The sequence below is a fragment of the Nitrospirota bacterium genome, assembly GCA_013388455.1.
Taxonomy (GTDB): domain Bacteria; phylum Nitrospirota; class Thermodesulfovibrionia; order Thermodesulfovibrionales; family SM23-35; genus JACAFF01.
In genome coordinates, this window is sequence record JACAFF010000008.1 from 1 (window position 1) to 23,774 (window position 23,774).

The 23,774-nt window shown below is 36.2% G+C and carries 23 protein-coding genes; 8 read left to right on the forward strand and 15 right to left on the reverse strand.

Annotated elements, in window-relative coordinates:
* Positions 1-295: 295 nt before the first annotated feature.
* A complete protein-coding gene (locus tag HXY53_02705; protein ID NWF75475.1) occupies positions 296-1,246 on the forward strand; it encodes a GNAT family N-acetyltransferase in 951 nt (316 codons plus the stop codon).
* A gap of 34 nt (positions 1,247-1,280) precedes the next feature.
* Here the strand turns inward: HXY53_02705 and HXY53_02710 are convergent, their stop codons facing one another.
* The 11 genes from HXY53_02710 to HXY53_02760 form a co-directional block, all read right to left on the reverse strand.
* Positions 1,281-2,069 (reverse strand): hypothetical protein, encoded by a 789-nt coding sequence (locus HXY53_02710; GenBank protein NWF75476.1) that lies wholly within the window; start codon positions 2,067-2,069, stop codon positions 1,281-1,283.
* Between the two features lie 20 nt (positions 2,070-2,089).
* Positions 2,090-2,641, reverse strand: a complete 552-nt coding sequence (locus HXY53_02715; GenBank protein NWF75477.1) for a hypothetical protein — start codon at positions 2,639-2,641, stop codon at positions 2,090-2,092.
* Positions 2,628-4,187, reverse strand: a complete 1,560-nt coding sequence (locus HXY53_02720) for a PilN domain-containing protein (GenBank protein ID NWF75478.1) — start codon at positions 4,185-4,187, stop codon at positions 2,628-2,630. The genes HXY53_02715 and HXY53_02720 overlap by 14 nt, the downstream gene beginning before the upstream one ends.
* A 9-nt stretch (positions 4,188-4,196) precedes the next feature.
* The gene (locus tag HXY53_02725) at positions 4,197-5,165 is read right to left on the reverse strand and encodes a general secretion pathway protein GspK (protein ID NWF75479.1); all 969 of its coding nucleotides are present in this window, start codon (positions 5,163-5,165) and stop codon (positions 4,197-4,199) included.
* The gene (locus tag HXY53_02730; GenBank protein ID NWF75480.1) at positions 5,155-5,802 is read right to left on the reverse strand and encodes a type II secretion system protein; all 648 of its coding nucleotides are present in this window, start codon (positions 5,800-5,802) and stop codon (positions 5,155-5,157) included. Before HXY53_02730 ends, HXY53_02725 begins: the two co-directional genes overlap by 11 nt.
* A complete protein-coding gene (locus tag HXY53_02735) occupies positions 5,792-6,235 on the reverse strand; it encodes a prepilin-type N-terminal cleavage/methylation domain-containing protein (protein NWF75481.1) in 444 nt (147 codons plus the stop codon). Before HXY53_02735 ends, HXY53_02730 begins: the two co-directional genes overlap by 11 nt.
* Positions 6,232-6,675 carry a prepilin-type N-terminal cleavage/methylation domain-containing protein gene (locus tag HXY53_02740; protein NWF75482.1) on the reverse strand — a complete coding sequence of 148 codons (444 nt, stop codon included), beginning with the start codon at positions 6,673-6,675 and terminating at the stop codon, positions 6,232-6,234. Before HXY53_02740 ends, HXY53_02735 begins: the two co-directional genes overlap by 4 nt.
* 5 nt (positions 6,676-6,680) lie before the next feature.
* Positions 6,681-7,883: a type II secretion system F family protein gene (locus tag HXY53_02745; GenBank protein NWF75483.1), complete on the reverse strand. Its 1,203-nt coding sequence runs from the start codon at positions 7,881-7,883 to the stop codon at positions 6,681-6,683.
* Complete coding sequence (gene gspE, locus HXY53_02750; GenBank protein NWF75484.1) at positions 7,884-9,407, reverse strand: type II secretion system ATPase GspE; 1,524 nt, start codon at positions 9,405-9,407, stop codon at positions 7,884-7,886.
* 394 nt (positions 9,408-9,801) lie between these two features.
* Positions 9,802-11,238: an undecaprenyl-phosphate galactose phosphotransferase WbaP gene (gene wbaP, locus HXY53_02755; GenBank protein ID NWF75485.1), complete on the reverse strand. Its 1,437-nt coding sequence runs from the start codon at positions 11,236-11,238 to the stop codon at positions 9,802-9,804.
* Positions 11,238-12,116 carry a glycosyltransferase gene (locus HXY53_02760; GenBank protein NWF75486.1) on the reverse strand — a complete coding sequence of 293 codons (879 nt, stop codon included), beginning with the start codon at positions 12,114-12,116 and terminating at the stop codon, positions 11,238-11,240. The genes wbaP and HXY53_02760 overlap by 1 nt, the downstream gene beginning before the upstream one ends.
* A gap of 289 nt (positions 12,117-12,405) precedes the next feature.
* Here HXY53_02760 and rnhA point away from each other — a divergent pair, with 289 nt between their 5' ends.
* From rnhA to argJ, 6 genes are all read left to right on the forward strand, one after another.
* Positions 12,406-12,864 (forward strand): ribonuclease HI, encoded by a 459-nt coding sequence (gene rnhA, locus HXY53_02765; protein NWF75487.1) that lies wholly within the window; start codon positions 12,406-12,408, stop codon positions 12,862-12,864.
* A gap of 30 nt (positions 12,865-12,894) precedes the next feature.
* On the forward strand, positions 12,895-13,455 hold the full coding sequence (locus HXY53_02770) for a YqgE/AlgH family protein (protein NWF75488.1): 561 nt from the start codon (positions 12,895-12,897) through the stop codon (positions 13,453-13,455).
* 66 nt (positions 13,456-13,521) lie between these two features.
* Positions 13,522-13,950 (forward strand): 50S ribosomal protein L13, encoded by a 429-nt coding sequence (gene rplM / locus HXY53_02775; protein ID NWF75489.1) that lies wholly within the window; start codon positions 13,522-13,524, stop codon positions 13,948-13,950.
* A 33-nt stretch (positions 13,951-13,983) separates the two neighbouring features.
* Positions 13,984-14,376, forward strand: coding sequence for a 30S ribosomal protein S9 (gene rpsI, locus HXY53_02780; GenBank protein NWF75490.1), 393 nt, complete (start codon positions 13,984-13,986; stop codon positions 14,374-14,376).
* A gap of 8 nt (positions 14,377-14,384) precedes the next feature.
* Positions 14,385-15,428, forward strand: a complete 1,044-nt coding sequence (locus HXY53_02785) for an N-acetyl-gamma-glutamyl-phosphate reductase (GenBank protein NWF75491.1) — start codon at positions 14,385-14,387, stop codon at positions 15,426-15,428.
* Positions 15,429-15,476: 48 nt separating this feature from the next.
* Positions 15,477-16,652, forward strand: a complete 1,176-nt coding sequence (argJ, locus tag HXY53_02790) for a bifunctional glutamate N-acetyltransferase/amino-acid acetyltransferase ArgJ (GenBank protein ID NWF75492.1) — start codon at positions 15,477-15,479, stop codon at positions 16,650-16,652.
* Between the two features lie 119 nt (positions 16,653-16,771).
* On the opposite strand, the gene HXY53_02795 is transcribed toward argJ, so the two are convergent.
* Positions 16,772-17,890, reverse strand: coding sequence for a DUF362 domain-containing protein (locus tag HXY53_02795; GenBank protein ID NWF75493.1), 1,119 nt, complete (start codon positions 17,888-17,890; stop codon positions 16,772-16,774).
* 240 nt (positions 17,891-18,130) lie between these two features.
* Between HXY53_02795 and nadB the strand changes: the two genes are divergently transcribed.
* Positions 18,131-19,726, forward strand: coding sequence for an L-aspartate oxidase (nadB, locus tag HXY53_02800; protein NWF75494.1), 1,596 nt, complete (start codon positions 18,131-18,133; stop codon positions 19,724-19,726).
* Between the two features lie 34 nt (positions 19,727-19,760).
* On the opposite strand, the gene HXY53_02805 is transcribed toward nadB, so the two are convergent.
* Genes HXY53_02805 through HXY53_02815 form a run of 3 tightly spaced genes read right to left on the reverse strand, consistent with a single transcriptional unit; the run spans position 19,761 to position 23,742 of the window.
* The gene (locus HXY53_02805) at positions 19,761-21,104 is read right to left on the reverse strand and encodes a sigma-54-dependent Fis family transcriptional regulator (protein ID NWF75495.1); all 1,344 of its coding nucleotides are present in this window, start codon (positions 21,102-21,104) and stop codon (positions 19,761-19,763) included.
* Between the two features lie 23 nt (positions 21,105-21,127).
* Positions 21,128-23,149, reverse strand: a complete 2,022-nt coding sequence (locus HXY53_02810) for a HAMP domain-containing protein (protein ID NWF75496.1) — start codon at positions 23,147-23,149, stop codon at positions 21,128-21,130.
* The gene (locus HXY53_02815; GenBank protein NWF75497.1) at positions 23,146-23,742 is read right to left on the reverse strand and encodes a DUF4390 domain-containing protein; all 597 of its coding nucleotides are present in this window, start codon (positions 23,740-23,742) and stop codon (positions 23,146-23,148) included. The genes HXY53_02810 and HXY53_02815 overlap by 4 nt, the downstream gene beginning before the upstream one ends.
* Positions 23,743-23,774: the final 32 nt, after the last annotated feature.

Below are 23,774 nucleotides of genomic sequence, written 5' to 3' on the forward strand. Positions count from 1 at the left end.
AGGACATAGTATTTAACCCGAAAAATGCAATTGAATAATGCAGATGTTGTGAGAAAATTTATTTTTCGATACCTTAGTGTACCTTTAACTAATGGTTTTACGAATATTTTTATTCATTGGACGAATCTGAATAATTTAATAAATTCATCGAGTTAAAGAAATTTTCGAGCAATATCTGCATTATTCGGGTTAAGCGGATTTATTTTGCCGATATTCATAATCCCTCGGAGTTTGAAGACCGAGAATGAACAAAAATACTATATCATGTGACGGAAAGGCTGAAGTAAATTAACCTATGATTAATATAAGAGCATCAACAGAACATGACGAAGAGGGGATAAGGTTGCTTTTCAAAACATGCTTCGGGAAAGAACTCTCTCACGAAGCATGGCTATGGAAATACAAAAACTCTTATCTTGGCAGTTCATCTGTAATTGCAGAGGATAACGGGGACATTGTAGCGCATTATGGCGGTTTCAGGATGCAGTTTTATTTTAGTGGCAAGACATTGAATGCCTATCAGGGATGTGATGTAATGACACATCCAAAATACCGTGCAAAGCTTTTTACAAAGAGAGGTATTGTTGTGAAGATTGCAGAGGCTTTTTACGAGGCAAACCCTATGGAATTTATCTTTGGATTCCCATCGGAAAGGCACGGGAAACTTATGCAATTACAACTTGAATGGATGCCTTATCAATTCATATCTGTTCTTGCGAAGGATGAACAAGATTTCATAACTGATAAATGTATCAGTTATAGACCTGGTTGGGAATTTTTTAAAAGTGATATGATGGATGCCCTCTGGGATGTATGTAAAGAAAGGTATCCACTGACTATCTTTAAGGATAGTAAATATATCACATGGCGTTTCAGAGACAATCCTTCAAAAAAGTATGAGATATTGACTTTCTATAGTGGCTTTCTGAGAAGAAAACTGAATGCTATAGCGATTTTCTTCATACAAAATGATGAGCTTTTCCTATGTGATTCATTCTCATTAAAAAGTGAAGACGAGACAATAATATTTTCATCTTTAGAGCATTTTGCTAAACAAAGAAATTTAAAAAAAATCAGGTTATGGATGAATCCTCTGGAAAAAATATATAACGACTTGAGACAGCTTGGATATCATGAAGAACAAGGAATCCCATATTCAGTGAGAGGATTCAAGGGCTCAAAGATTACTCCCGAGTTTTTTATGAAAAATTACTGTTATAAAATGGGCGATTATGACGCTGTTTAAAAAAGACTGAACCCAAATAATGCAGTGTAATATATCATTGAATACCAAGCAGGCCTTTAGGTTGTGAACTTTTTGGATTGTATGGGACATTTTTTATATTAGAAGGTCCTCCTTGTTTCAAAAAATCTGTTTGTCCAGTCGTTCCCTGTTGAGCAGGAACTGTGGCAGGTGTGCGTCGTGCAGAAGGAGGTGGCCATTTTGGAGGTGTTGAAGTTGTAGCAGGAGCTTTTGCTGCTTCTGTGGTTAAGGGTGCTTGTGTTACAGTTTGTGCACTTTGGGAAGCCGGCCTTGATGGCTCAGTTATCGCAGTAGACACTCTCGCCTTCAAGTCATTCAGGGATATAACAAGTCGCTCCTCGCCCCTTAGCATAACAACTTTATCTGCTTCTATCTCTTTAAGAGTAAATCCACTAATTGTATCACCTTTTTTTAGTGGTCTCTGCCTTTTGCCTCTTCCGGGTGTAGTATAAGGTGCCTTCAGGTCTTCAAGATAGGCCATGCTTAAGTCATTTGTTATAAGTGTCCCATAAAGAACAAACTCAGGTTTTGGGAGAGGTTGTTCTTCTTTTTTAAGATCAGGAATCTTCCTTTCTGGATGAAACAGGTTCTCCTCCGGAATATTCATGTATTCAGCGATCGAGGGAATTTGATTCTGCACAGTGGCTTCTTCTACTTCTTCAACCTTTTTCTTTGCATCAGGTAGAGAATATTTGACTTTTATATTAATCAAAGGGTAAAGGCTGTAAAGGGCAAATGTAAATATGACAAGAAATAGCAATGTGTTTAATAAATTGATATTTTTTATTATTTTTTTAAATTTCATAATTTATCATCCTGCTGTTTTCATCTGCTACTCGTTAAAGCTGAAACATCAAGTTTTACTACCAGTTCTCTTGGTTCCCTGAAATTTCTCACCCTGATATCAAGTTCTTTTACAGTTAACGATGGTGTCTGAGTTTCAATTGAATAGAGGACATCACTTAATGATCTTGTATCAGGTAGGACAGTGTCTACGCTGATGCTTATTATTTTAAAAGCGTCGAGATCTTCGGGTTTGCCAACACGCTCACTCGATATTGTTCCGCCATTTCTTATTACTATTTCTTTTACCATCTCCTGGAGGTTAGCAGCAGCGAGCGAGAGCGTCTGGCCTCCGATGAGTTTTGCATCCTCAGCATCCCTAATTTCTTTTAGAGAGGCAAGGTTTTTCTCGAGTCCTGGTTTTTCCGCAATGAGATTAATATATTTTTCAAGAGTTTTTGTTTTTATTGCTTGACTTTCTTTCATTGAAATTAGTTCCTTCTGAACCCCGAGGTAGACATACTGGTATAAAATAAGTCCGATAAGTATTAGCATAATCGGTATGGTCAAAATTAGTGTCCTATTCTTCTTCATCTTCTTCTCCTATGATTTCAACTGGTTTTTGAGGTTCTAATTTTGTGGCACCTTCTATCTCCATCTTTATGTTAAATCTGTCTGCATTCATTCGTGAGTCCCTGAATGTAGGTGATGCAAATTCTGCTTTTTTGAAATATTGAGATGCCTCAAGTTTGGAAAGAAGTCCTGTAGCAGAGGTTGCATATCCTTCGAGGTTAACCTCTGTTTCTGTTATCCTCATTCTGGATAGCCAGGTATTTTTAGGTAGGATGGTTGTGACTTCTTTCAGGAGATTGAGTGCCATAGGCCGGTTCTGCTTGAAATTATTTATTGTGGAAATCTCTTTACTAAGTTTTTCGATATCATTTTTGAGAGCCTCTGTCTTTTTAACTTCATCGCGTCTTAGCGAAATCTGTTTGTCTATTTCCTGAAGTCTTTTTTCCTCTATTTTAAGCGGTGAAGTAATATAGAAAAACCACATGCCAGCAATTGCAAGCATAAGTATTACTGAAAGGGTTATTGGTGTCTTTTCTTTTGCATGATAACCTTTTTGCATTAGATTGAATCCTTTTGCTTTTGGCCAGAGAGATTCGATCATACTTCCGATAGCTTCGAAAGTGGTTTCTTTAACAGTTCCAGATAGCTTAAGCTTCAAAGCTGTTTCATCAAAAAAAATGATGGGTTGATTCAGACGGCTTTTCAAGAGTTCTTTTATTAATGCATTTTTATTGCTTAGAAGAACTTTTATCTGTGGGGTTTTCCCTTTACTTTTTAATACATCTATTAGAGGAGATATCTCTGATGTTATTGTTTCTATTTTAGCATCATCATTTTTTTCAGAGAAATTTCCTGTAAATATACCTGTAATAGAAACATTAGAAAATAATGCACCTTCATATTCATCGTCACTTATTTTTATAAACAGCGATTCCATGTTCTTATCAATATAACGGCAGAGCGTCTCCATACCTGATAGACTGACGGTTAGCCTTGTGATATTCATACCTTTTTCTTTGATTGCCTGTATATACGGATTTATGGTATCTGCTTTGGCAGCAACTAACTGAAGAATTATTTTTTCAGATGTCTGACCGATTATTTTGTAATCATACCAGGCATCTTCTGAGTTGAATGGAGTAAGCCTGTCAATCTCATAAGAAATTACATCTGTAAGGTTTTCTGCTACAGCAATCGGAAATTCTACAGTTTTAAATACAGCCCATGCTTTGGGTATGCATAATGTTACCTCTGTCTTTGCTGCATTGAATTCATTTACTGTTAGAGAAAGAGAGGAAGTGAGTGCTTCAGGTAAGGGATATTTCATATCTTCAAAATTATATTCCTTAAACCCTTTCAGTGTAATTTTCGACAGAAATCTTCTGCCAAGGGCAACAGATATCGAACCTTTCTCAATAGCAACAGATATATTTTTTGCAGGATAGATTAAATCGTCAGCAGGGCTGAAACTCAATATTTTCCAGATAGGATTCCATACTCTCTTTATTAGAGTTGATGAACTGTTAGCAAGTGTTGTAAACTTTTTTATAACAACTGTTGTGTTCATTATTTAATTTTATGTCTCCACCGGACTTTTATAATACAGATAAGTGAATAATTTTTCATCTGAGATGGATACCGTCGCTCTTACTGTATAGCCTTCTTTTTCATCACCCATTGTGCCTTTTGAATTTATTGTATAAATATTGGAGCCGCTTATACTGATATATGGTGCCATTAATGAGGTAGCATCGGCAGATATCCCGACCTCCGATAAGTTTTTAATCTCGTTCCCCTTTCTGTATTCTATAATCATATCAGCAATCTCGGGAGTCATGCCAGGAATTGCCATCAAAACCTCAAACGGAGCTGCATTGATATTAATCTTGTTTGATCTGGAATAAACTGTAAGGAAATCAATGATTCCTTTTTTTTCCTGGTTTCCATATAGAATATCGTAGGTCATTCCTTTTACAAGTATAAGTTCTTCAAGAGTCTCAAACGGAGCATCTTTTGCTCTATAAGGTTTTGGCAAAGACATGTAGTAATCACTTTCAGCTCCATTAAGTCTGTATAAATCATCCCGATCCTTCCAGTCCATAATACAATCAACAAGACTGTCAGCTTGCTCAGCAGTTAAACCATAATTGACAAAAAGGTTTCTTAATAGTAAATCAGATGCCTTGTTTATATCTATTTTACCTGACTCATTCATAATACTTACAGTATAATATCCTTCCCCGAGTTGATTTTTATATGGTGTGCCGTCTGTTTTCCATACTTCAGTCCCTTCAAGTATTATGGTCTGGTCTTTATATAAAGACCGATAATAAATTTCCATAATTGCTCTCTCTATACCTGCCTCAGCAAGAAATTTCTTTTCAACACTATTTTTGAAAGATAAGGTAGAAAGAGTTTCTGTTCTTGCCATAAAAGAAAATGAGAATACTATAACCATCAGGATGGCTAAAACCCAGATCACCATCATGAGTGCGATACCTTTTTGTGAATTTATGTTTAGTGCAATGTTTTTATTAATCTTCATCGCTATACTCTTCGAACTCTTCAAAACCTAAAGAAGTTTCTAAGATAGTGCCCCTTGTTCTTATAGGAAAGATCATCGAAAAATCATTCATATCTTTGATAAGATGAATTTTTACCTTTTCAGGAAAACTCATTTCATTTGTCCATTCGTTAACCCATTTCCCCTCTTCAGTTAATAGATCTCTTGTAAAATATTCAAAATATATTTTTTCATAATTATCAAACAGCTTTGTATCCCGAATTTCATCTATACCGATTATATTTTCTGAGACATAGAGTGCCTCTTTATTATCTTCAGGTATAACCTTATAAGTGGCGATTACGTAACCTTTTCCTCCGTTCCATATTGAGTAATTTGTAGCGAACTGCATGAAATCCTGTCCTGCCTGGAAATAATAGCTTTTATTACCATCTTCATCTGTATAAGTTAAAGGGAATTGTGATTGTATCTGGTAATCAATAATATTAATTGAGGATCTCATTCTCTCAAGTTGTTCAGTCTTTTTTTCTCCTGATTCTATTGAGCGTAATCCAAGCCGCATCGCACCCATGAGAATTACCACTATAATCCCCATAAGCGTAATAGAAATAATTAGCTCAAGGATGGTGAATCCTTTATTGCAACTTTTATTCGCCAACTTTTTTCTCAATTGCTTTCAATGCTCTTAATGTAATGGATTTTGCCTTTGAACCTTTAACCCAGCTCATTACCAGATCTATCTGTAATAGGCTGACATTAAGATTTTCAGTTCGATCTTTCAGCGTATCGGTTATGAAGATATCCATTCTGTATCCATCGTGGGTTGTCTCACTATAAGATTGCTCGGAGATTTGTTCAGTATCGAGTATCTCTCTCATTTTTGCCTCTGCTTTTATGACAGCAGATATATAATCATCAGATGCTGAAATAGCCCTCAGATTTGCTGAGAAGAGTTGTAATACAACAGTCACCGCAATCCCGAGTATCGCGACAGCGACGAGAATCTCAAGGAGCGTAAACCCTTTTGTCGAGGAAAACCTCAGGAAATCTGGAATTGTTAATTGTAACGCGGGTGATTTGCAGTTCTTCATGATGATTCTGCCTTCATAACTATTGAACCGATAATAGGATCCATTTGTATGGTAACTGCTTTTTTATTATTCCACAGAACAATTGTTCCGCCTTCAATGCTTACTGAATGGACTATAAGTTGGTATTTCCCTTCAAAAATTTCTCCAGCTAAAGGGTCGATTATTTTAATCTGGATATCTGTAGGAAAATCTTTCATTTTATAACCTTCAATCCCATACTTTTTAGAGTCGAGGTCTAATATAACAATCTGCTTTTTACCATGAATTTGAGCAAGAGTCCTTGCATGTCTGATTGTAGATGTGACATCCCTGACTGTTGAGTTGAATCGACTCGAAGGGAGAAGATTGGCAAAGAAGATAGTTGATAGTCCAAGAATAAGAGTAATAAGGAAAAGAACGATTATTAATTCGAGTAGAGTGAAGCCCTTTTTATTCAACATTTTTTTTAGAATGGTAGTTCCGTAATGCTAAAGATTGCCAGTAACATTGATATAATAATAAACCCAATAATCAGTCCCATTGAAAGTATCATGACAGGTTCAAGCAGTGTAACAAATTTTTTTATAGATACGTTAAGACTTTTTTCATAGGTTGTAGCAGCCCGTATGAGCATGGTGTCGAGCTGACCTGTTTCTTCTCCTACCTTTATCATTGAGAGAGCAAGCGGTGGAAATACATTTGCTTGAGATAATGGAACAGCAATACCCTTACCCTCTTTTATTCCTGCAGAGACAGAATCAATGGTAGATGCTATAACCTGATTATTAATAACATCCTTTGCATTGTTCAAGCCCTGAAGGAGTGGCACCCCGCTTTTCAGGAGAGTTCCAAGTGTGCGGCAGAACCGCGCTGTTTCAAGTTTTCTAATAATATCTCCCATTAACTTTAGTTTTAAGGAGTCCCATTTATATCTCCCCGCATCAGATTTTATATAATTTTTAACTAATATCCATCCACCGATTATGAAACTCAGGATTATCCACCAGTAAGCCTTTAATGTATTACTGAAAGTCAGTAGTATCTGCGTCGGCAAAGGCAATGCACCTCCCAGTTCTTCAAATATGACAGAAAATTTTGGAAGTACATAGGTAAGAAGAATAATAATTGAAGCTCCACCTGTAACGATAAGAATAGCTGGATATATCATTACTGAGGATATATGGTCTCTTAATTCCTTTGAAGATTCAAGAAATTCATTTAATTTATTTAAAACCACATCAAGTACTCCACCTGCTTCACCAGCGCGTATCATGTTAATATATAATCTTGGAAAAACCTTTGGATGTTTCTGAAGGGCATCAGAAAAAGAACTCCCCTCACGTATTGATTTAAGAACAGCCTGGATTATTTTTTTCATCTCGCTGCTTTCTGAGATGCCTGCCAAAATATTGAGACTTCTATCGAGAGGTAGCCCAGCGCCTAACAATGCTGAGAGTTCAGTAGTAAATGTCAGAAGGTCGCTTTTTGTAGATTTTAGGCTGAGTCTACTTTTTATGCCTTTTATGCCTTCATGGGGGGCTGCAATTTTAAGTGGTATAAACCCTGTATTTTTCAGTTTTTCTATAGCAGATTTTTCGTCTGTTGCTTCGATAACCCCTTCCTGAATTGCACCTTCAAGAGTGGTAGCCCTGTATGAGAAAATAGGCATTTAAGCCTCCTGTGTTACCCTCAGCAATTCGCTAAGTGTTGTTATGCCAGCTTTTATCTTTTCAGCGCCATCTTCAAAAAGTGTTTTCATGCCATGCTTTTTTGCTACATCTCTTATCTGATTGGAATCAGCGTTCTTCAGGATAAGTTTTCTTATTTCATCATCAATAATGAGAAGTTCAAATATTCCCAACCTTCCATAAAAGCCAGTAAAAGAACAATTTTCACATCCTTTACCGTGATAAAGCGGAGTATGTATGTCGATACCAAGAAGCCTTAATTCTTCTTTTTTTGCATCGGAATGATCAATTTCCTTACACAAAGGGCAGATGACTCTTACCAGTCTCTGAGCGAGTATCCCCCTGATTGTAGATGAAAGGAGAAAGTTTTCAACCCCCATATCGAGGAGTCGAGTGATTGCACTCGGTGCATCATTTGTATGAAGGGTTGAAAATACGAGATGTCCTGTAAGTGCTGATTGTATTGCTATTTCTGCTGTTTCAAGGTCTCTGATTTCACCTATCATGATAATATCGGGGTCTTGTCTTACGATATGCCTTAGTGTGTTTGCAAAATTGAGTCCAATCTGGGGTTTTACCTGTATCTGATTTATTCCCTTCAGATGATACTCAACCGGGTCTTCAACTGTAATAATCTTTTTATCAGGAGAATTTATCTTATCCAGTGCTCCATAAAGGGTTGTTGTTTTACCACTTCCAGTTGGACCTGTAACGAGTAAAATGCCATTTGGTTTTTTAATGATTTGCTGAAAAGAATGCAGATTTTGAGGCGAAAAACCCAGACGGTCAAGGTCAATAACGATACCTTCTTTATGTAGTATCCTCATAACAACACTTTCACCGTATAACACAGGTATTGTAGATACCCTGAGGTCTATTTCCTTTTCTCCGACTTTTAGTTTTATTCTGCCATCCTGCGGGAGTCTTCTTTCAGCTATATTGAGTTTAGACATAATTTTTATCCTCGAAACTATAGCAGGTTGAAGCCTTTTGGGTGTCGATTCAATATCATGAAGAACACCATCTATTCGATATCGCACCTTAAGCTCATCCTCAAAAGGCTCTATATGAATATCGCTTGCCCTGCTTTCAACAGCTCTTGTTATAATCATATTCACAAGTTTAATGATCGGAGCTTCAGAAGCAAGGTCTTTTAAATGGCCTATATCTTCTTCCTCTTCCCTCAGGAATTCAATTCCTCTTTCTCCTATATCTTCAATAATCCTGTTGATATTTTTTGATTCCTGCTCATAAAATCTGGAGATATATTCATCCAGTGCTTTATTGTCACAGCCATATATCAATACCTCTGCTTTAGTTGCAACCTTGAGTGCATCAATCGTAGGGCCATCTTCTGGATTTGCCATTACGACCTTAAGAACATTATTCTTGAGTTCCAGAGGGACAATCTTATTCTCTCTGATAAAACGCGATGATATGCCATTAAGGACAAATGGAACCTTTGGCAGATCATCAGGCTTTATGAATTCAATTGTTTTATTCATAAGCGAACGCTCTTCCAATGGTTGTTATTTTTTTCCTCCAGCTTGACCGGGATTAACCCGATAATCCAGAAACCTTTCTCTCGATTGCCCGGTCGAGTTGGGCAATAAGAGAATAAAAGCTCTTTGAGAATTAATAACATAATAAACCAATTATCTTAATTATAACTAACGCCTTACATGAATTTCCAATAATGAAAGACTTATCATAAAATTTCGGGTTAACCCGAAAAATGCAATTGAATAATGCAGATGTTGTAAAAAAATTTATTTTTCGATACCTTAGTGCACCTTTAACTAATGGTTTTACGAATATTTTTATCCATAAAACAATTAAAATAAATCTGATAATTTATCGAGTTAAAGAAATTTTTGAGCAATGTCTGCATTATTCGGGTTAATAAGCCCCTTCAGCCTTAACAACAACCTTGATGGTCTTAAAAAGTATTACGATATCCAGCCATAGAGACCAATTCATAATATACCACCCATCGAGCTTAACCCTATAATCATAACCTGTATTTGTTCTTCCTGAAACCTGCCATAATCCTGTTATACCAGGCAATACACCGAAGCATAGTTTTGCTGCATCTTTATAATATTCGTCAATCTCTTTTCTGGTAACAGGTCTTGGGCCTACAAGACTCATCTCTCCTCTTAATACATTCAATATTTGAGGAAGTTCATCAAGTGAAGTTTTCCTTAAAAAACGTCCTGTGCTCGTTATTCTCGGATCATCCCTTAACTTCCAGTTATTCAACCATTCTTTTCGGACATCATCATTATTTTTCAGGATTTCATCGAGTTTTTTTTCAGCATCTTTATACATAGTTCTGAATTTATAACATTTAAAGGTCTTGCCATTTTTGCCAACTCTCTCATGTGTATAAATAGCAGAGCCTGTTGATTCTAATCTAATAATAATGCTGATTATTACTATAAGAGGAAGAAGGACAGGTATTGAGAGAATACAGACACTAATGTCAAAGAATCTTTTAATAAATCTGTTTACGCCGGATTTTAGATTATTCTTTATATTCATTAGAAAAATCTCTTCTCGGAAAAGGTGAAAAAGTTCAGTATTAAGAATTGCTACACCTTTTAAGTCAGGTATGAGCATTGTATTCGGTGTATTGTTCTGGACATTTGCAGTAAGAATTGACAATTTTTCTGATGAGAGAGATGGTATGGCTATTACAGTTGTTCCTATTCCTTTTTCCTTTATAAAATTTGAAAACTCAGAGACCTTTCCGTATACTTTCTTGTTGCTAATCATAGAGCCTATTTTCTTTACATCATCATCAAGGAATCCTATAACATCATAGCCCATATGTTTTTCTCTCTGTAGACCTTCCAGAACAAGCCTGCCTGCATTCCCTGCACCTATAATCAGAACCTTTTCTCTCCATATCCCGAAATGGTAAAGAATTTTCTTTCCCCATAAACGGAAAATAGGGAATAGAAAAAGTGAAAAACCCCACATTGCTGACAACACTATCCTCGATACTCTATCTGACATTTTACCCAGTGTGACAATAGCCATTAGAGTTATACTCGCTAATGACAGAGCTTTCACCAGATTTCTTACTTCGTCCCAAAATGGCAGGTTATTATCATATAGTTTTTCATAAAATAGGAAAAAGATAAATACTACTGGCATCCACAATAATGAAACAAAATGTGAGTAAGAGAAATTAAAGAAAGGTAAGTTTTCTAAAAAAAGTGGTGAAATCTTTCCTCTGAAGAGCCATGCCAGAAAGAGAGAAAGATAAAAAGCAGTAAGATCGATGATAACAAGACAAAGAAATCGGAAAGCATATTTTATCTGGTTCATTATTTGCGCCATGCCGAGATGAAGCCCATTTTATATCCTGTATATTTAGTAACAGACTCGAGCAGAATATACGGGATCCATCTATATTTGTGATTTTTAATTATAAAATTGAACTGTTCTTTTATTAGTGTAATACCTTCACTTTCAGCCGCAGCATATTCAAGAATCCATCTGTTTTGTTTAAGTGTCAATCCAATATTATAATAACGCTTGAATTGTTGTTTAAGCGAAAAATTATGAGAGTGTATGACCATAGCCTCAGGAACATAGGCTATTTTATAACCATTAATTATTAAACGAGCACATAGCAACATGTCCTCATTAGTTTTAATTCCTTCAGGAAACATTCCTGTCTTTATGAAGAGCTCTTTTTTAATTGCAGAACAGACATTGCTAAAAAAGAATGTCTTTATTCCATATTTTTTTATATCCTGAAATCCCTTTATATATCCTTTATCAGGGTAATTAAATTTCCTTGAAAATACTTCCAGAGGCGATGCATCTTCTCTTGGTATATGTCTTCCATATGAAGCAGCGACTTCAGGCAGTGATAAAGGGGCTGTTAATCTTCTTATGAGATTATTATCAAAAGGAACAGCATCCTGTGTCATAAAAATTAGCACATCGCCTTTTGACCTCAGTGCGGCAATATTTCTTGTTTTCCCATGATTAAATGCATCTCTTGAAATTACCATAGTTTCAACTCCCATGCTTTTTGCAATGTCAACAGTGTGGTCATCAGATGAAGAATCGACTACAATTATATCTATTGGAGTAATATCCTGGGATTGAATCATTGTGATGAGATTCTTTATAGCGTCTCCTGCATTAAGTGTTGGTATTATGACGGATATATTCATTGAAATGTATTTTAGCAATTGAATTCATTTTTTCTCAAACTCAGGGAATATCACTATTTTCAAAAATATTCGTAATGAGGGATATGACCCAATTTCTTCACAAAATAAACTACCTTTATCCTGGTGCATTTCTTGAATTGAAACTGTTTTTATCAGATTTTAGGTTGGGCTTCAGCTTCGACTTCGGCACTGTTTAGTTAGACTGGTTATTTTGTTTCACAAATTGAGCCTATCCCCTGATTTTGAGCGTATATAAAAAGTTTATAATATGTTACAATTGTTTTATTTATTAATCATATAACTCAATATGTGTGATAGTAAGAAACCTTATGTTGAGCTTTTTGCAGATGGTGCCTGTAGTGGTAACCCCGGTGTTGGTGGCTATGGTATTGTCTTGAGATCAGGTAGTAAAGAAAAGGAGCTATCAGGGTCTGAACCTTTAACAACTAATAATCGGATGGAGCTTATTGCAATTATTAAAGGACTTGAGGCATTAAAAAAGCCGAGTAGGGTCAAAGTATTTACAGATTCAAATTATATAGTCCAGGGGATGACATCCTGGATATTCAAATGGCAAAAAAATGGATGGAAAAATAGCAAGAAAGAAGATGTTGCTAACAGAGAACTCTGGGAAAGATTACTGAGTCTTTCGAATATCCACGAGATAGAGTGGAAATGGATAAAAGGTCATCATTTACACAAAGAAAATGAAAGATGTGACAGACTTGCACGTCTTTCAATCAAAAAATTTAGAGAGAATGTATAATATTCTCGATAAAACTCAGGAGTCTTGGTAATGAAAAAGATTGATATCCGAAATCTGACAGGAATGTTTCTCATTGCTATTCCAAGCTTGAAGGATCCTAATTTTGAGCGGACTGTTGTGCTTATTTGCGACCATACAAAAGACGGAGCATTCGGACTCGTGATCAATCGCATTTTGCTTAATAGTTTCGTCCCCCTTCATGGAGGTCTTGATATAAAGGAGTATATAGTAGATATACCTGTCTATTATGGAGGTCCTGTTAAGCCAGAACAGGGATATATTTTATATTCGCCTGAAGGAACATATTATCCATCAATAACGATCAATAAAAACTTAGCCTTGACTACTGCTCGGGAAATTCTTGTTGATATTGTTTCAGGCAAAGGACCAGAACGTTTCCTTTTTACACTCGGATTTGCAGGATGGTCTCCAGGACAACTTGAGTATGAGTTGATGATAGATAGCTGGCTTGTTGCACCTTCAAATAATAAGATTATCTTTGATGTTTCGGTAAATGATCGCTGGAAAGCCGCAGCAGAATTAATAGGTGTAGATCTTACAAGGTTTTTTTGTAGACAGGGCAGGGTATAAAGTTGACAATTATAGTCTAAGTTTATTATTTTATAAATCTTAATAAAATTTAAGGAAGGTGATTTGATGAGGACTCTTTTTGCCAAAAAAGGAGATATTGAACGCAAATGGTATGTTATAGATGCCAAAGATGCTGTTCTCGGAAGGCTTGCAGTAAAGATAGCAACATTTTTGAGAGGTAAAAATAAACCAATTTTTACTCCAAATGTTGATACAGGAGATTTTATTATAGTTATAAATGCAGATAAAGTGAAACTCACAGGAAATAAGCTTGATCAGAAAATCTATTATCGTCATTCAGGGTATCCAGGTGGTTTGAAGTCAGAGACTGCGAGAGAGTTGTTAAGCAGGCACCCTGAAAAATTGATTACTGATGCTGTCTGGGGTATGCTTCCAAAAGGCAGGCTTGGAAGAGATTTACTAAAAAAGCTCAAGGTATATAGGGGATCTGAACATCCACATTCTGCACAAAAGCCAGAAATAATATCTGTATGAAAAGAGTGTATTTTTATCACAAAGGAGTTTTAAATGGCTGATATTCAGTATTATGCAACTGGAAGAAGAAAGACATCGGTAGCGAGAGTAACCATCTCACCCGGAAGTGGGCAGATAATTGTTAATAATAAGCCTGCTGATATTTACTTCCCGAGAGAAACCCTGAGAATGGTTATACGTCAACCAATAGAGATTGCAGGGATTACTGGCAAATACGATATAAATGCAACTGTAACAGGTGGTGGGCTCTCCGGTCAGGCTGGGGCATTGAGGCATGGAATCGCCAGGGCAATTGTTGATATGAACAGTGACCTTCGGCTGCGATTAAAAAAAGAAGGCTTTCTCACGAGAGACCCTCGCGAGAAAGAGCGAAAGAAATACGGCCAGAAAGGTGCCCGCAAAAGATTCCAATTCTCCAAGAGATAAACAGGAGAATGGTAAAAGTTTTTATATGTGGTGGTAGCGGTTATACCGGGGGTGAATTGCTCCGTATACTTATAAATCACCCCCGTGTTACTATCACAGGAGTTACATCCGAAAGGTCTGCTGGAAAATCTGTATCTGATCTTTTTCCAAACCTTTATTATTATTATTCAGGTCTTCAATATGAACCATTAAACATTTCTAAAATTGCTGATAAAGCTGAGTTATTCTTTTTGGCATTACCACATGCAGAATCACAGCAGGTGGTAGATTTTTTATTCAGGCAAGGTAAAAAGATTATAGACCTATCTGCTGATTACAGGTTAAAAGACCCTGCTGTATATGAAAGATGGTATAAAGTACCCCATCAATTCCAACAGACCCTGAGAAAAGCTGTTTATGGTCTCCCCGAAATTTACCGGAATAAAATTAGAAAGACAAGACTTATAGCAAATCCTGGTTGCTATCCAACTGGAGCTATTCTCGGGCTTATGCCAGCGATAAAGCATAAATTGATCAATATTCAATATATTGTTATTGATGCAAAATCAGGCACAAGCGGTGCTGGAAGAAAGGCTGATATTTCAGTATCATTTTGTGAGGTAAATGAAGGTTTTAAGGCATATGCTGTTGGTACTCACAGACATACCCCTGAAATTGAACAGGAATTATCTTTTCTATCTAACGAAAAGATTTCCGTTAATTTTACCCCTCATCTCCTTCCTGTTGACAGGGGGATTCTGACAACAATATATGCACCGCTTACAAAGAAGATAACAGGAGAAGAAATCAGAAGGATTTATCTAAATACATATAAAAACGAGCCGTTTTTAAGGGTCCTTGATTATGGGGTATATCCGAATATTAAAAATGTAAAGGGAACAAACTTCTGTGAAATAGGGTTGAAATTGAATGAGGGCACAAATACTCTTATAATCCTTACTGCCATTGATAATCTTGTAAAAGGCGCTTCAGGACAGGCTGTGCATAACATGAATATTATGCTTGGGTTTGATGAGAAAACAGCACTCGAAAATATTGCATTATTCCCGTGATTCAAAATCTATTTATAATCATGATTATTTCAAATTCAGATGAATAGCATGTCTCCAAAAGGTTTTTTATTCTCTACAGTTGAAGCTGCGATAAAAAAGCCAGGAAGAAAAGATCTTGCACTTATTTATTCTGAAAAAGAGGCAGTAGTAGCAGGTGTATTTACAACAAACTGCATTAAGGCTGCGCCAGTAAAGATTGATATGAAGAGAATAAAATCAGGACGTGGGCAGGCTGTTATTATAAATAGTGGAAATGCAAATGCATGCACTGGCAAAAAAGGGCTTCGTGATGCAGTTGAAATGACGGTCTTGACCGCCCGAGAGCTTTCTATTAAACCTTCTCTTGTATATGTATGTTCGACAGGGGTTATCGGATTACCAATGCCAATGGACAGGATAAGAGTTAAGATTTCTGAGCTTGTCCGAGATCTTGGTAAATCGAACTTAAAGGATGTTGCCGAAGCAATAATGACTACTGATACATTCCCTAAGATATATAAGAAGACAATTAAGACAGAGGTAGGTACAGGAAGTATCGTTGGTATATGCAAAGGGGCGGGAATGATATATCCACAAATGGCTACCATGCTATGTTTTGTTCTTACTGATATAGCTGTAAGACAGGATATTTTAGAAAGGCTGATTATGGAATCTGTAAAGAGATCATTTAACCGTATCAGTGTTGATGGTGACAGATCAACAAATGATACATTGCTTATTATGGCAAATGGTATGCTTGGTAATGTTCCTATTACTGCAAAGTCAACCATATATAATTCTTTCAGAGAATCTCTCTTTGAGGTTACACGCGAATTGTCAAAATTAATCGTGAAGGATGGTGAAGGCTCAACCAAGCTTATTGAGATAGAAGTAAGAGGTGCAAGAAGTGAAATAGATGCAGAAAAATGCGCTTTTTCTGTAGCCAATTCAAATCTTGTAAAAACAGCTCTCTATGGTAATGACGCAAATTGGGGACGCATTATGGCAGCGCTTGGATATTCAGGGGTTGCTGTGAAAGAAGATAGGATAGACATCTTTATAGGAAAAGTTAAGGTTGCTCATAAAGGTATCTCGACAGGTAGAGATCAGAAAGCGAATGATGTATTGAAAGAAAAAGAACTAAAAATAATCATTGATCTTAATCTCGGCAAATCTTTTGCGAAAATTCTCACATGTGATTTATCTGAAGAATATGTGAAAGTGAATGCTACTTATAGAACATAAATTTTTATAAAATTTTTTTCTTGACAAAGGTTTAATTTCAATGGTAAAAATTATTTAAATGCCTCGTTATCTCCCCTAATGCTGCTGTCCAAATCCCACGGGCAGCAGCATTTATTTTTTTAGATTTCGATTAGTTCATATTTTTTACTTCCCAATCCAAGTTTTTCTGCTTCTTCAATCTGAAGCCAGTATGGTTTTTCAGAGAGTCTATATAATATATCCTCACCTTTGAAAATCTCTTTTTCATCACATGCTGACTGTGGCAATGGAGGAGCTTTCAGCAATATGTCTATGCTTGCCTGTTCGATTGCTACAATATCATCCGATATCAAAATTCCCTGGTCCTGCATTACCGGTACATCTGCAACTGGCATGCAGTCGCATTCTGGTTGAATTTCTGTGAGAAAATTGATATAGATGACTTTGTTTGCTTTAAAAGTGCTCAATACAGTTTTTGCAGCTTCTGCAAGTGCACGCATGAATCTTTCATCATCGCCAGGCAACTCGAGTGCACCCGATGGACATACCCTCATACATCTTCCACACCGCCAGCAATCCTCTGCTTTATATTCGAATAATTCGTTTTCGAATTTTATACTTTCAAGAGGGCATATTTCCTGACATTGATAGCAGAGTTCGCATCTGTCTTTGTGCCAGATTAACTTGCCTTCTCCTATAGTGTGCATTGCACCTCTGCCACATTTCCAGCCACATTCCCTGTGTTTTGAACTTACTCCCCCCATTGCAACATTTTTAATTGCACCTCCATAACCTGCTTGTATATGGCCTTTAAAATGAGAGCAGACAACCATCCCGGAGGCGTCGTAAATAGCACTTGCAACAGCAATTTCATCAAGAATCCCTCCTGCTTTTAGCATTATATTATCATTCCCGTAAATCCCATCAGCAAGTATAACTGGAGCTCCTACTGAAAGATGGTTTATCCCGTTTTGATTAGCTACCTCGAGATAATCAAGCCCTTTAATTCTGACGGTGTCTGTTACAAAAGGTTTTGTACCAATGCTTTTTAGTGCATCAACAACCTTTCTTAATAGCATTGGACGTACTATACGATGAGCACCTTCAGAGCCAAAATGTGTTTTTACAGCAACCCATTCCTTTGGTTCAAAATATTTTGAGAGATCAAATTTATTCAGAAGTTGTTCGAGTTTTCCCGGCATACTGTCGTCATATTTCCATTTCATTGCTCTTGCTGAAGAAAAATATACTTTAGACATAGATGACCCCTCCTTTGAGGTATTGTTTGAAAATTTATTGTCTATTCAGGTCATATTATATCAATTTTAATACATGTCAAGAATAATTCTGTGTGAAGGCAGATATGCATTTTTGTTTTTGCAGGAATGATATCATGAGTATACTTATATATGAGCAGGTTATTACGAGATTTATCCTGTTTTCAGGATATAGAATATAGTTATTATTTGTGTTAAGATGAGGCATTATATTTTTAAAGAATGCGTAAAGAAATAACCGATTTCCTCATTATTGGTAGTGGTGTTGCAGGACTAAGGGCTGCTATAGAGCTTGCACCTTATGGAAAGGTTATTGTTGTAACAAAAGAAAGGCCAGCCGAAAGTAGTACCGAATACGCTCAGGGTGGAATCGCTGTTGCTCTTAGTGATGAGGATGAGGTTGGAATTCATTTTGATGATACATTGAAAGCAGGAGATGGACTTTGCAGGGAAAATGCTGTAAGGATACTTGTTGAGGAAGGACCGGAAAGAATCCTTGAACTCATATCATGGGGGGCAGAATTTGATAAAGAGGGGACAAAACTGGATTTTACAATCGAGGCAGCTCATTCGCGCAAAAGGATACTGCATGCTCATGGAGATTCGACAGGAAAGGAACTTGAGCGTGTGTTGTTAAATAAGGTTCGTACATTTTCGTCTGTGAAGAAATATCCTTTTGCTTTTACAGAAGACCTTATTATTGATGATGGTGAGTGCCTGGGTGCAATAGTTTTTCAGGGAGGCGAACAAGCAGCCTTATTCGCAAAAGCTACAATACTTGCTACTGGAGGAGCTGGTCAGATTTTTTCACGGACAACCAATCCGGCTGTATCCACAGGTGATGGGATGGCTATTGCTTACAGGGCAGGTGCTATCCTTGAAGATATGGAATTCATACAATTTCATCCCACTGTCCTTTTTGCTCCATCAGCACCACAATTTTTATTGAGTGAGGCGATGAGAGGTGAAGGTGCAATTTTAAGGAATATTCACAAAGAACCTTTTATGAAAGAATATCACCCTGATGCAGAACTCGCACCGCGAGACATCGTTTCGAGGGCTATCATTTCACAAATGGTAAGGACAAATAGCAATCATGTATTTCTGGATATGACACATCTTGACAGTATTTTTATTAAGAAGAGATTTCCGAGAATTTATTCAACCTGTCTACAATATGACGTTGATATTACAAAAGAACTTATTCCTGTATCTCCTGCTGCACACTACATCATGGGGGGCGTTAAAACAGATATAACAGGTGCTACTAATATAAAAGGTTTATATGCAGCAGGTGAAGTTGCATGTACAGGTGTGCATGGAGCGAATAGACTTGCCTCAAATAGTCTGCTTGAAGGACTTGTATTTGGGGCAAGAACCGGTAAGACAGCAGCTTACTATGGTTTGAAGCATAAAGAACAAAATTTGAAAGAAAGGGCATGCAATAATAAGCTTTTAGAAAAATATCAGAAAACTATAATACGGAATATGAATTTAGATACAGAAGAGATACGGCATTCTTTAAGAAAGCTTATGTGGAAGAGAGTGGGTATTATTCGATGTAAAAAATCACTTACTGAAGCACAAAAAAAAATAGAAGGATGGTCATTTATTCTGAAAGAGCATTTTCTTATGCGGCGTGAACTGGAACTCAAAAATATGCTTACAGTAGCACATCTTATTATCAAAGCAGCTTTGCTTAGAGAAGGAAGCGTTGGAGCACATTACAGGTCAGATTTCCCACAAAGAGGTGAGTTAAGTAGTAAGCATATTATATTGAGAAATAGAGAAAGTATGCGATATGAATTTATTGACTAGAGGCTGTGTAAAAATGTCGTTTTAAAATTTTCTATCATGATGTTTTTATACCATAAGCCTTTATCTTCCTGTGAAGGTTACTGCGCTCGATGTCAAGGATTTCGGCTGTTTTTGATATGTTCCAGTTGTTTTCCTCAAGCTTTTTTATAATAAAGTCTTTTTCAAAAGAATCTCTCGCTTCTTTGAGGGTTTTGAAAGAAAAATAGTCTGAACGCACATTATTTCCGATTAATATGTTTTTTGGATTTATGGTATTTGAAGAGGTCATGATTACGAGCCTCTCTATAACATTCCTCAATTCTCTGATATTCCCTGGCCAGTTGTAAGATTCAAGATATTGTAATGCATCAGGAGTTATGGTTTTAGGTTTTTGGCCATATTCTGCAGCAAAATACTCAAGAAAATATTCCACTAATGATAGGATATCCTCTTTCCGCTCCCGTAAAGGAGGGACATTTATAGGAATTACATTCAATCTGAAGAAAAGGTCTTCCCTGAAGTTCCCCTTTTTTACTTCTTCTAACAAGTTTTTATTAGTAGCTGCAATAATCCTGACATCTACCTTAATACTTTTACTGCCACCAACACGCTGGAATTCTTGAGTTTCTATTACACGAAGCACTTTTGATTGTGTTGCAAGAGACATATCCCCGACTTCATCTAAAAATAATGTTCCTTCATTAGCTAATTCGAATTTCCCAATTTTTCTTTCAAATGCACCTGTGAAGGAACCTTTTTCATGACCAAACAATTCACTCTCAATGAGTTCCTGAGGAATTGCGGCACAGTTCATCTCAATAAAAGGTTTATCTTTTCTTTGACTTTTTTCGTGAAGTATATGAGCAACGAGTTCTTTACCGGAACCACTCTCTCCAAGTATTAATACCCTGCTATTGCTTTTAGCAGCCATATCGATCTGTTCATTAAGATATCTCATCTTTTGAGAATCTCCTATCAATTTCCATTTTTTTAGCAGATTCTGTTTTAGTGCCCTGTTTTCTATTTCAAGTTTATGTTTTTCAAGAGCTCTATTAGTGGCTAAAAGAATCCTCTCCAGAGAAAGGGGTTTTTCAAGAAAATCATAAGCACCCATTTGTGTTGCCTTTACTGCAAGTTCTATATTTCCGTGTCCAGAAATCATTATTACTGGAAGGTCAGGTTTGAATTCTTTTATCTCTTTGAGCGTCTCGAGGCCATCCATACCAGGTAGCCATACATCTAAAAATATAAGATTTGGATTTTGTTCTTTTAATATTTTTATTGCCTCTTCTCCAGCACTTGATGTGATGGTTTCATACCCCTCATCCTCAAGCACGCCAGAGAGACTTTCACGAATTCCTTCTTCATCATCAACTATAAGTATTACACCGTCAGACATTTATTACTCCTTCGGGATGAGCGTTAAATAGCAACATCCTTGATTGGTATTTCTATTGTAAATACAGTTCCTTTTGGATTATTATCTCTGAAACTGATATGCCCTCTATGTTCTGTAATTATCCTGTTTGCTATTGCAAGACCAAGGCCAGTTCCATCCTTTTTAGTAGAAAAATAAGGGAGAAACAATTTTTCTCTATCCTCATCTCTTATGCCTGGTCCGTTATCAGCAATATTAATGAATGCCTTATTTGCATCAATATCAAAACTTACGTTGATGTCAATTTTCCCATTGGTTATTATTGCTTGTACTGCATTATCAAAAATATTTATTAGAGCACGTTTAATCTGCTCATAATCTATTTCTAAAAGAGGAAGATTTTCAGGCATTATAACATTAATCTGAATATCTTTATAATCTTTGTATAGATCAACCACCTCATCTATTATAGTTGAAATAGAGGCTGGTTTCTTGATTATTTCCGGCATCTTGCCATACCTTGAAAATTCATCAACCAGTCTTTTAAGACTTTCAACTTCTTTAATAATAGTTTTTGCAGATCTCCTGAAGATATGATCAAAATCAGGATCTTGTATCTCCCATTTTTTAATCATACGTTCTGTTGAAAGTTTAATTGGAGTTAAAGGGTTTTTTATTTCATGAGCCATCTTTCTTGCTATATCCTGCCAGGTTCTTGCCTTCTGTGCTTCAATAATATCAGTTATATCATCAAAGACAACCAGAAGGCCGATATATTTCTGTGAATCCCTCAGACTGGTGATAAAGACTGATAAAATAATTCTTTTATTATTTATAAGGGCTTTTAATTCTTTTTTTACAGGTTTGAATACTTTGCCCTCTATACTATGGACAAGATTATGAAGTTCTTCAGAATCAATCCTTAACATAAGTTCTCTATAAGTTTTGTTAACAACATCCTGCTGATTTATGTTTAGTATTGAACATGCGGCTCCATTGATCATTGATATAGTTCCTGAGGTATCGAGCATAATAACACCAGAATTAATATTATCCAGAATATTTTTTATATAAAGATAAGCTGATTGAAGGGATTCTTTACTGAATTTTAGTTTTCTAACCATATCGTTAAATGAATTGATAAGAAGTCCAATTTCGTCTGTTTTTTCAATATCCACTTTTATGTCAAGATTACCAGAGGCGACCTGTTCGGTCGCGAGAGCCAAACTCTGTATGGGGTCTGTAATCCCTCTTGATATCCGGAGGGCTATCCATAAAGCCATAAATACAACTATCATTGTTAGGAAACCCAGAATAAGCAGGTAATTTATTTTAATAGGCACTTTCCATGATTCGAGTGTAAGATAGTTCTCATAGGCATCTTTGATGTTCTCGACATTGGTTGTAATCTTCACAGGAATGAGTGATTCGACTATTAACACCCCTGTTTGTTTTCCATCTTTAAATTCAGGGACGACCGCCCTTATAATGTCACCCCTTTTTCCTGAAATTACTTCAGTTCCTGCTTTTCCTTCAAATGCAGAACGTATTGTTTCCGTCGCATCTGCGGGTATTATGGAAAGATGTTTGACTTTATAATCTGAAAGGGTTGATTCTCCTTTAGATAATGCTTTTGCATAATCAAGTGTTTTTTGCTTTTCAATTTCATATACTGATTTTGCAATTTCTATTGACCTGTCCAGAGGCTGTCTCAATTGCGGAACGAACCACCGATCAATATAATTTGTAATGAGGCCGCTCGATATTATAAATAAAAGAGCTGCTGGAATAAGCGTTAGAACCACGAGGATGACCACGAATTTAGTCTTGAATTTGTAGCCGAGAATTTTGTGTTTTCTCTCAAAGTAGAGCCTTATCAAACTTTTACCTACAAAAAACATAAGTGTAAATAAGGCTATTATTGTTAAATTTATTGGTAAAAGAAGAAAAAGTTTTGTCAGAAATGGTACAGATTCAAGTCGAAGGAAATGGAATTCAACTGCAAAAGATGCTATAACGAAAAGGAAAATGATCATGAAAAACACGACAGGATGCAGTTTTTTCATCTTTTTATCCCTATGTAAAAGAAAGATGAATTCTTATGGATTTTGAATTCATTTTCCGATAAAAAAATCATAAAGTATCCTATAACAGGGGGAAGTTTTCGTATTTTGGATTCCACTGTAACCCTAATATAGTATGTTCCGGGTTCAAGTTCTGACACAGGTATAAGTCGAATATCATCAATTCTTAACGCCCAATCTGTCATAGACTCAAAAGACTTGAATCTCTTATTTACAAAAATATTTCCAGAGCTTGAGGTTGCAATATATTCACCTTTTACAGGATCACATTTAAGAGTTCTGAAAATAACTTTGCCAGATATAAATTCATCAGGCCAGTTATGCCATACCCGATAGATATCAACATAAATCTTAAAATTTTTTGTTATCCCCTTTTTCAGTTCGTTAATATATTTTTCATCTAGTACCACTGAGGCAGAAGCATGAATTTCATCTCCGTGGAAGGATACTTCAGGACCTATAACATCGGCACTTTGTGATTGTGATGGGTTAAAAAAAATGGAAAAGACGATTAGTAATATAACCCCTAACCTGGTTTGAATTGCATGAATATGGTTTTTAATTGAAGTTATCATAACTATTCTTGAATTTGAATATTATTATACGT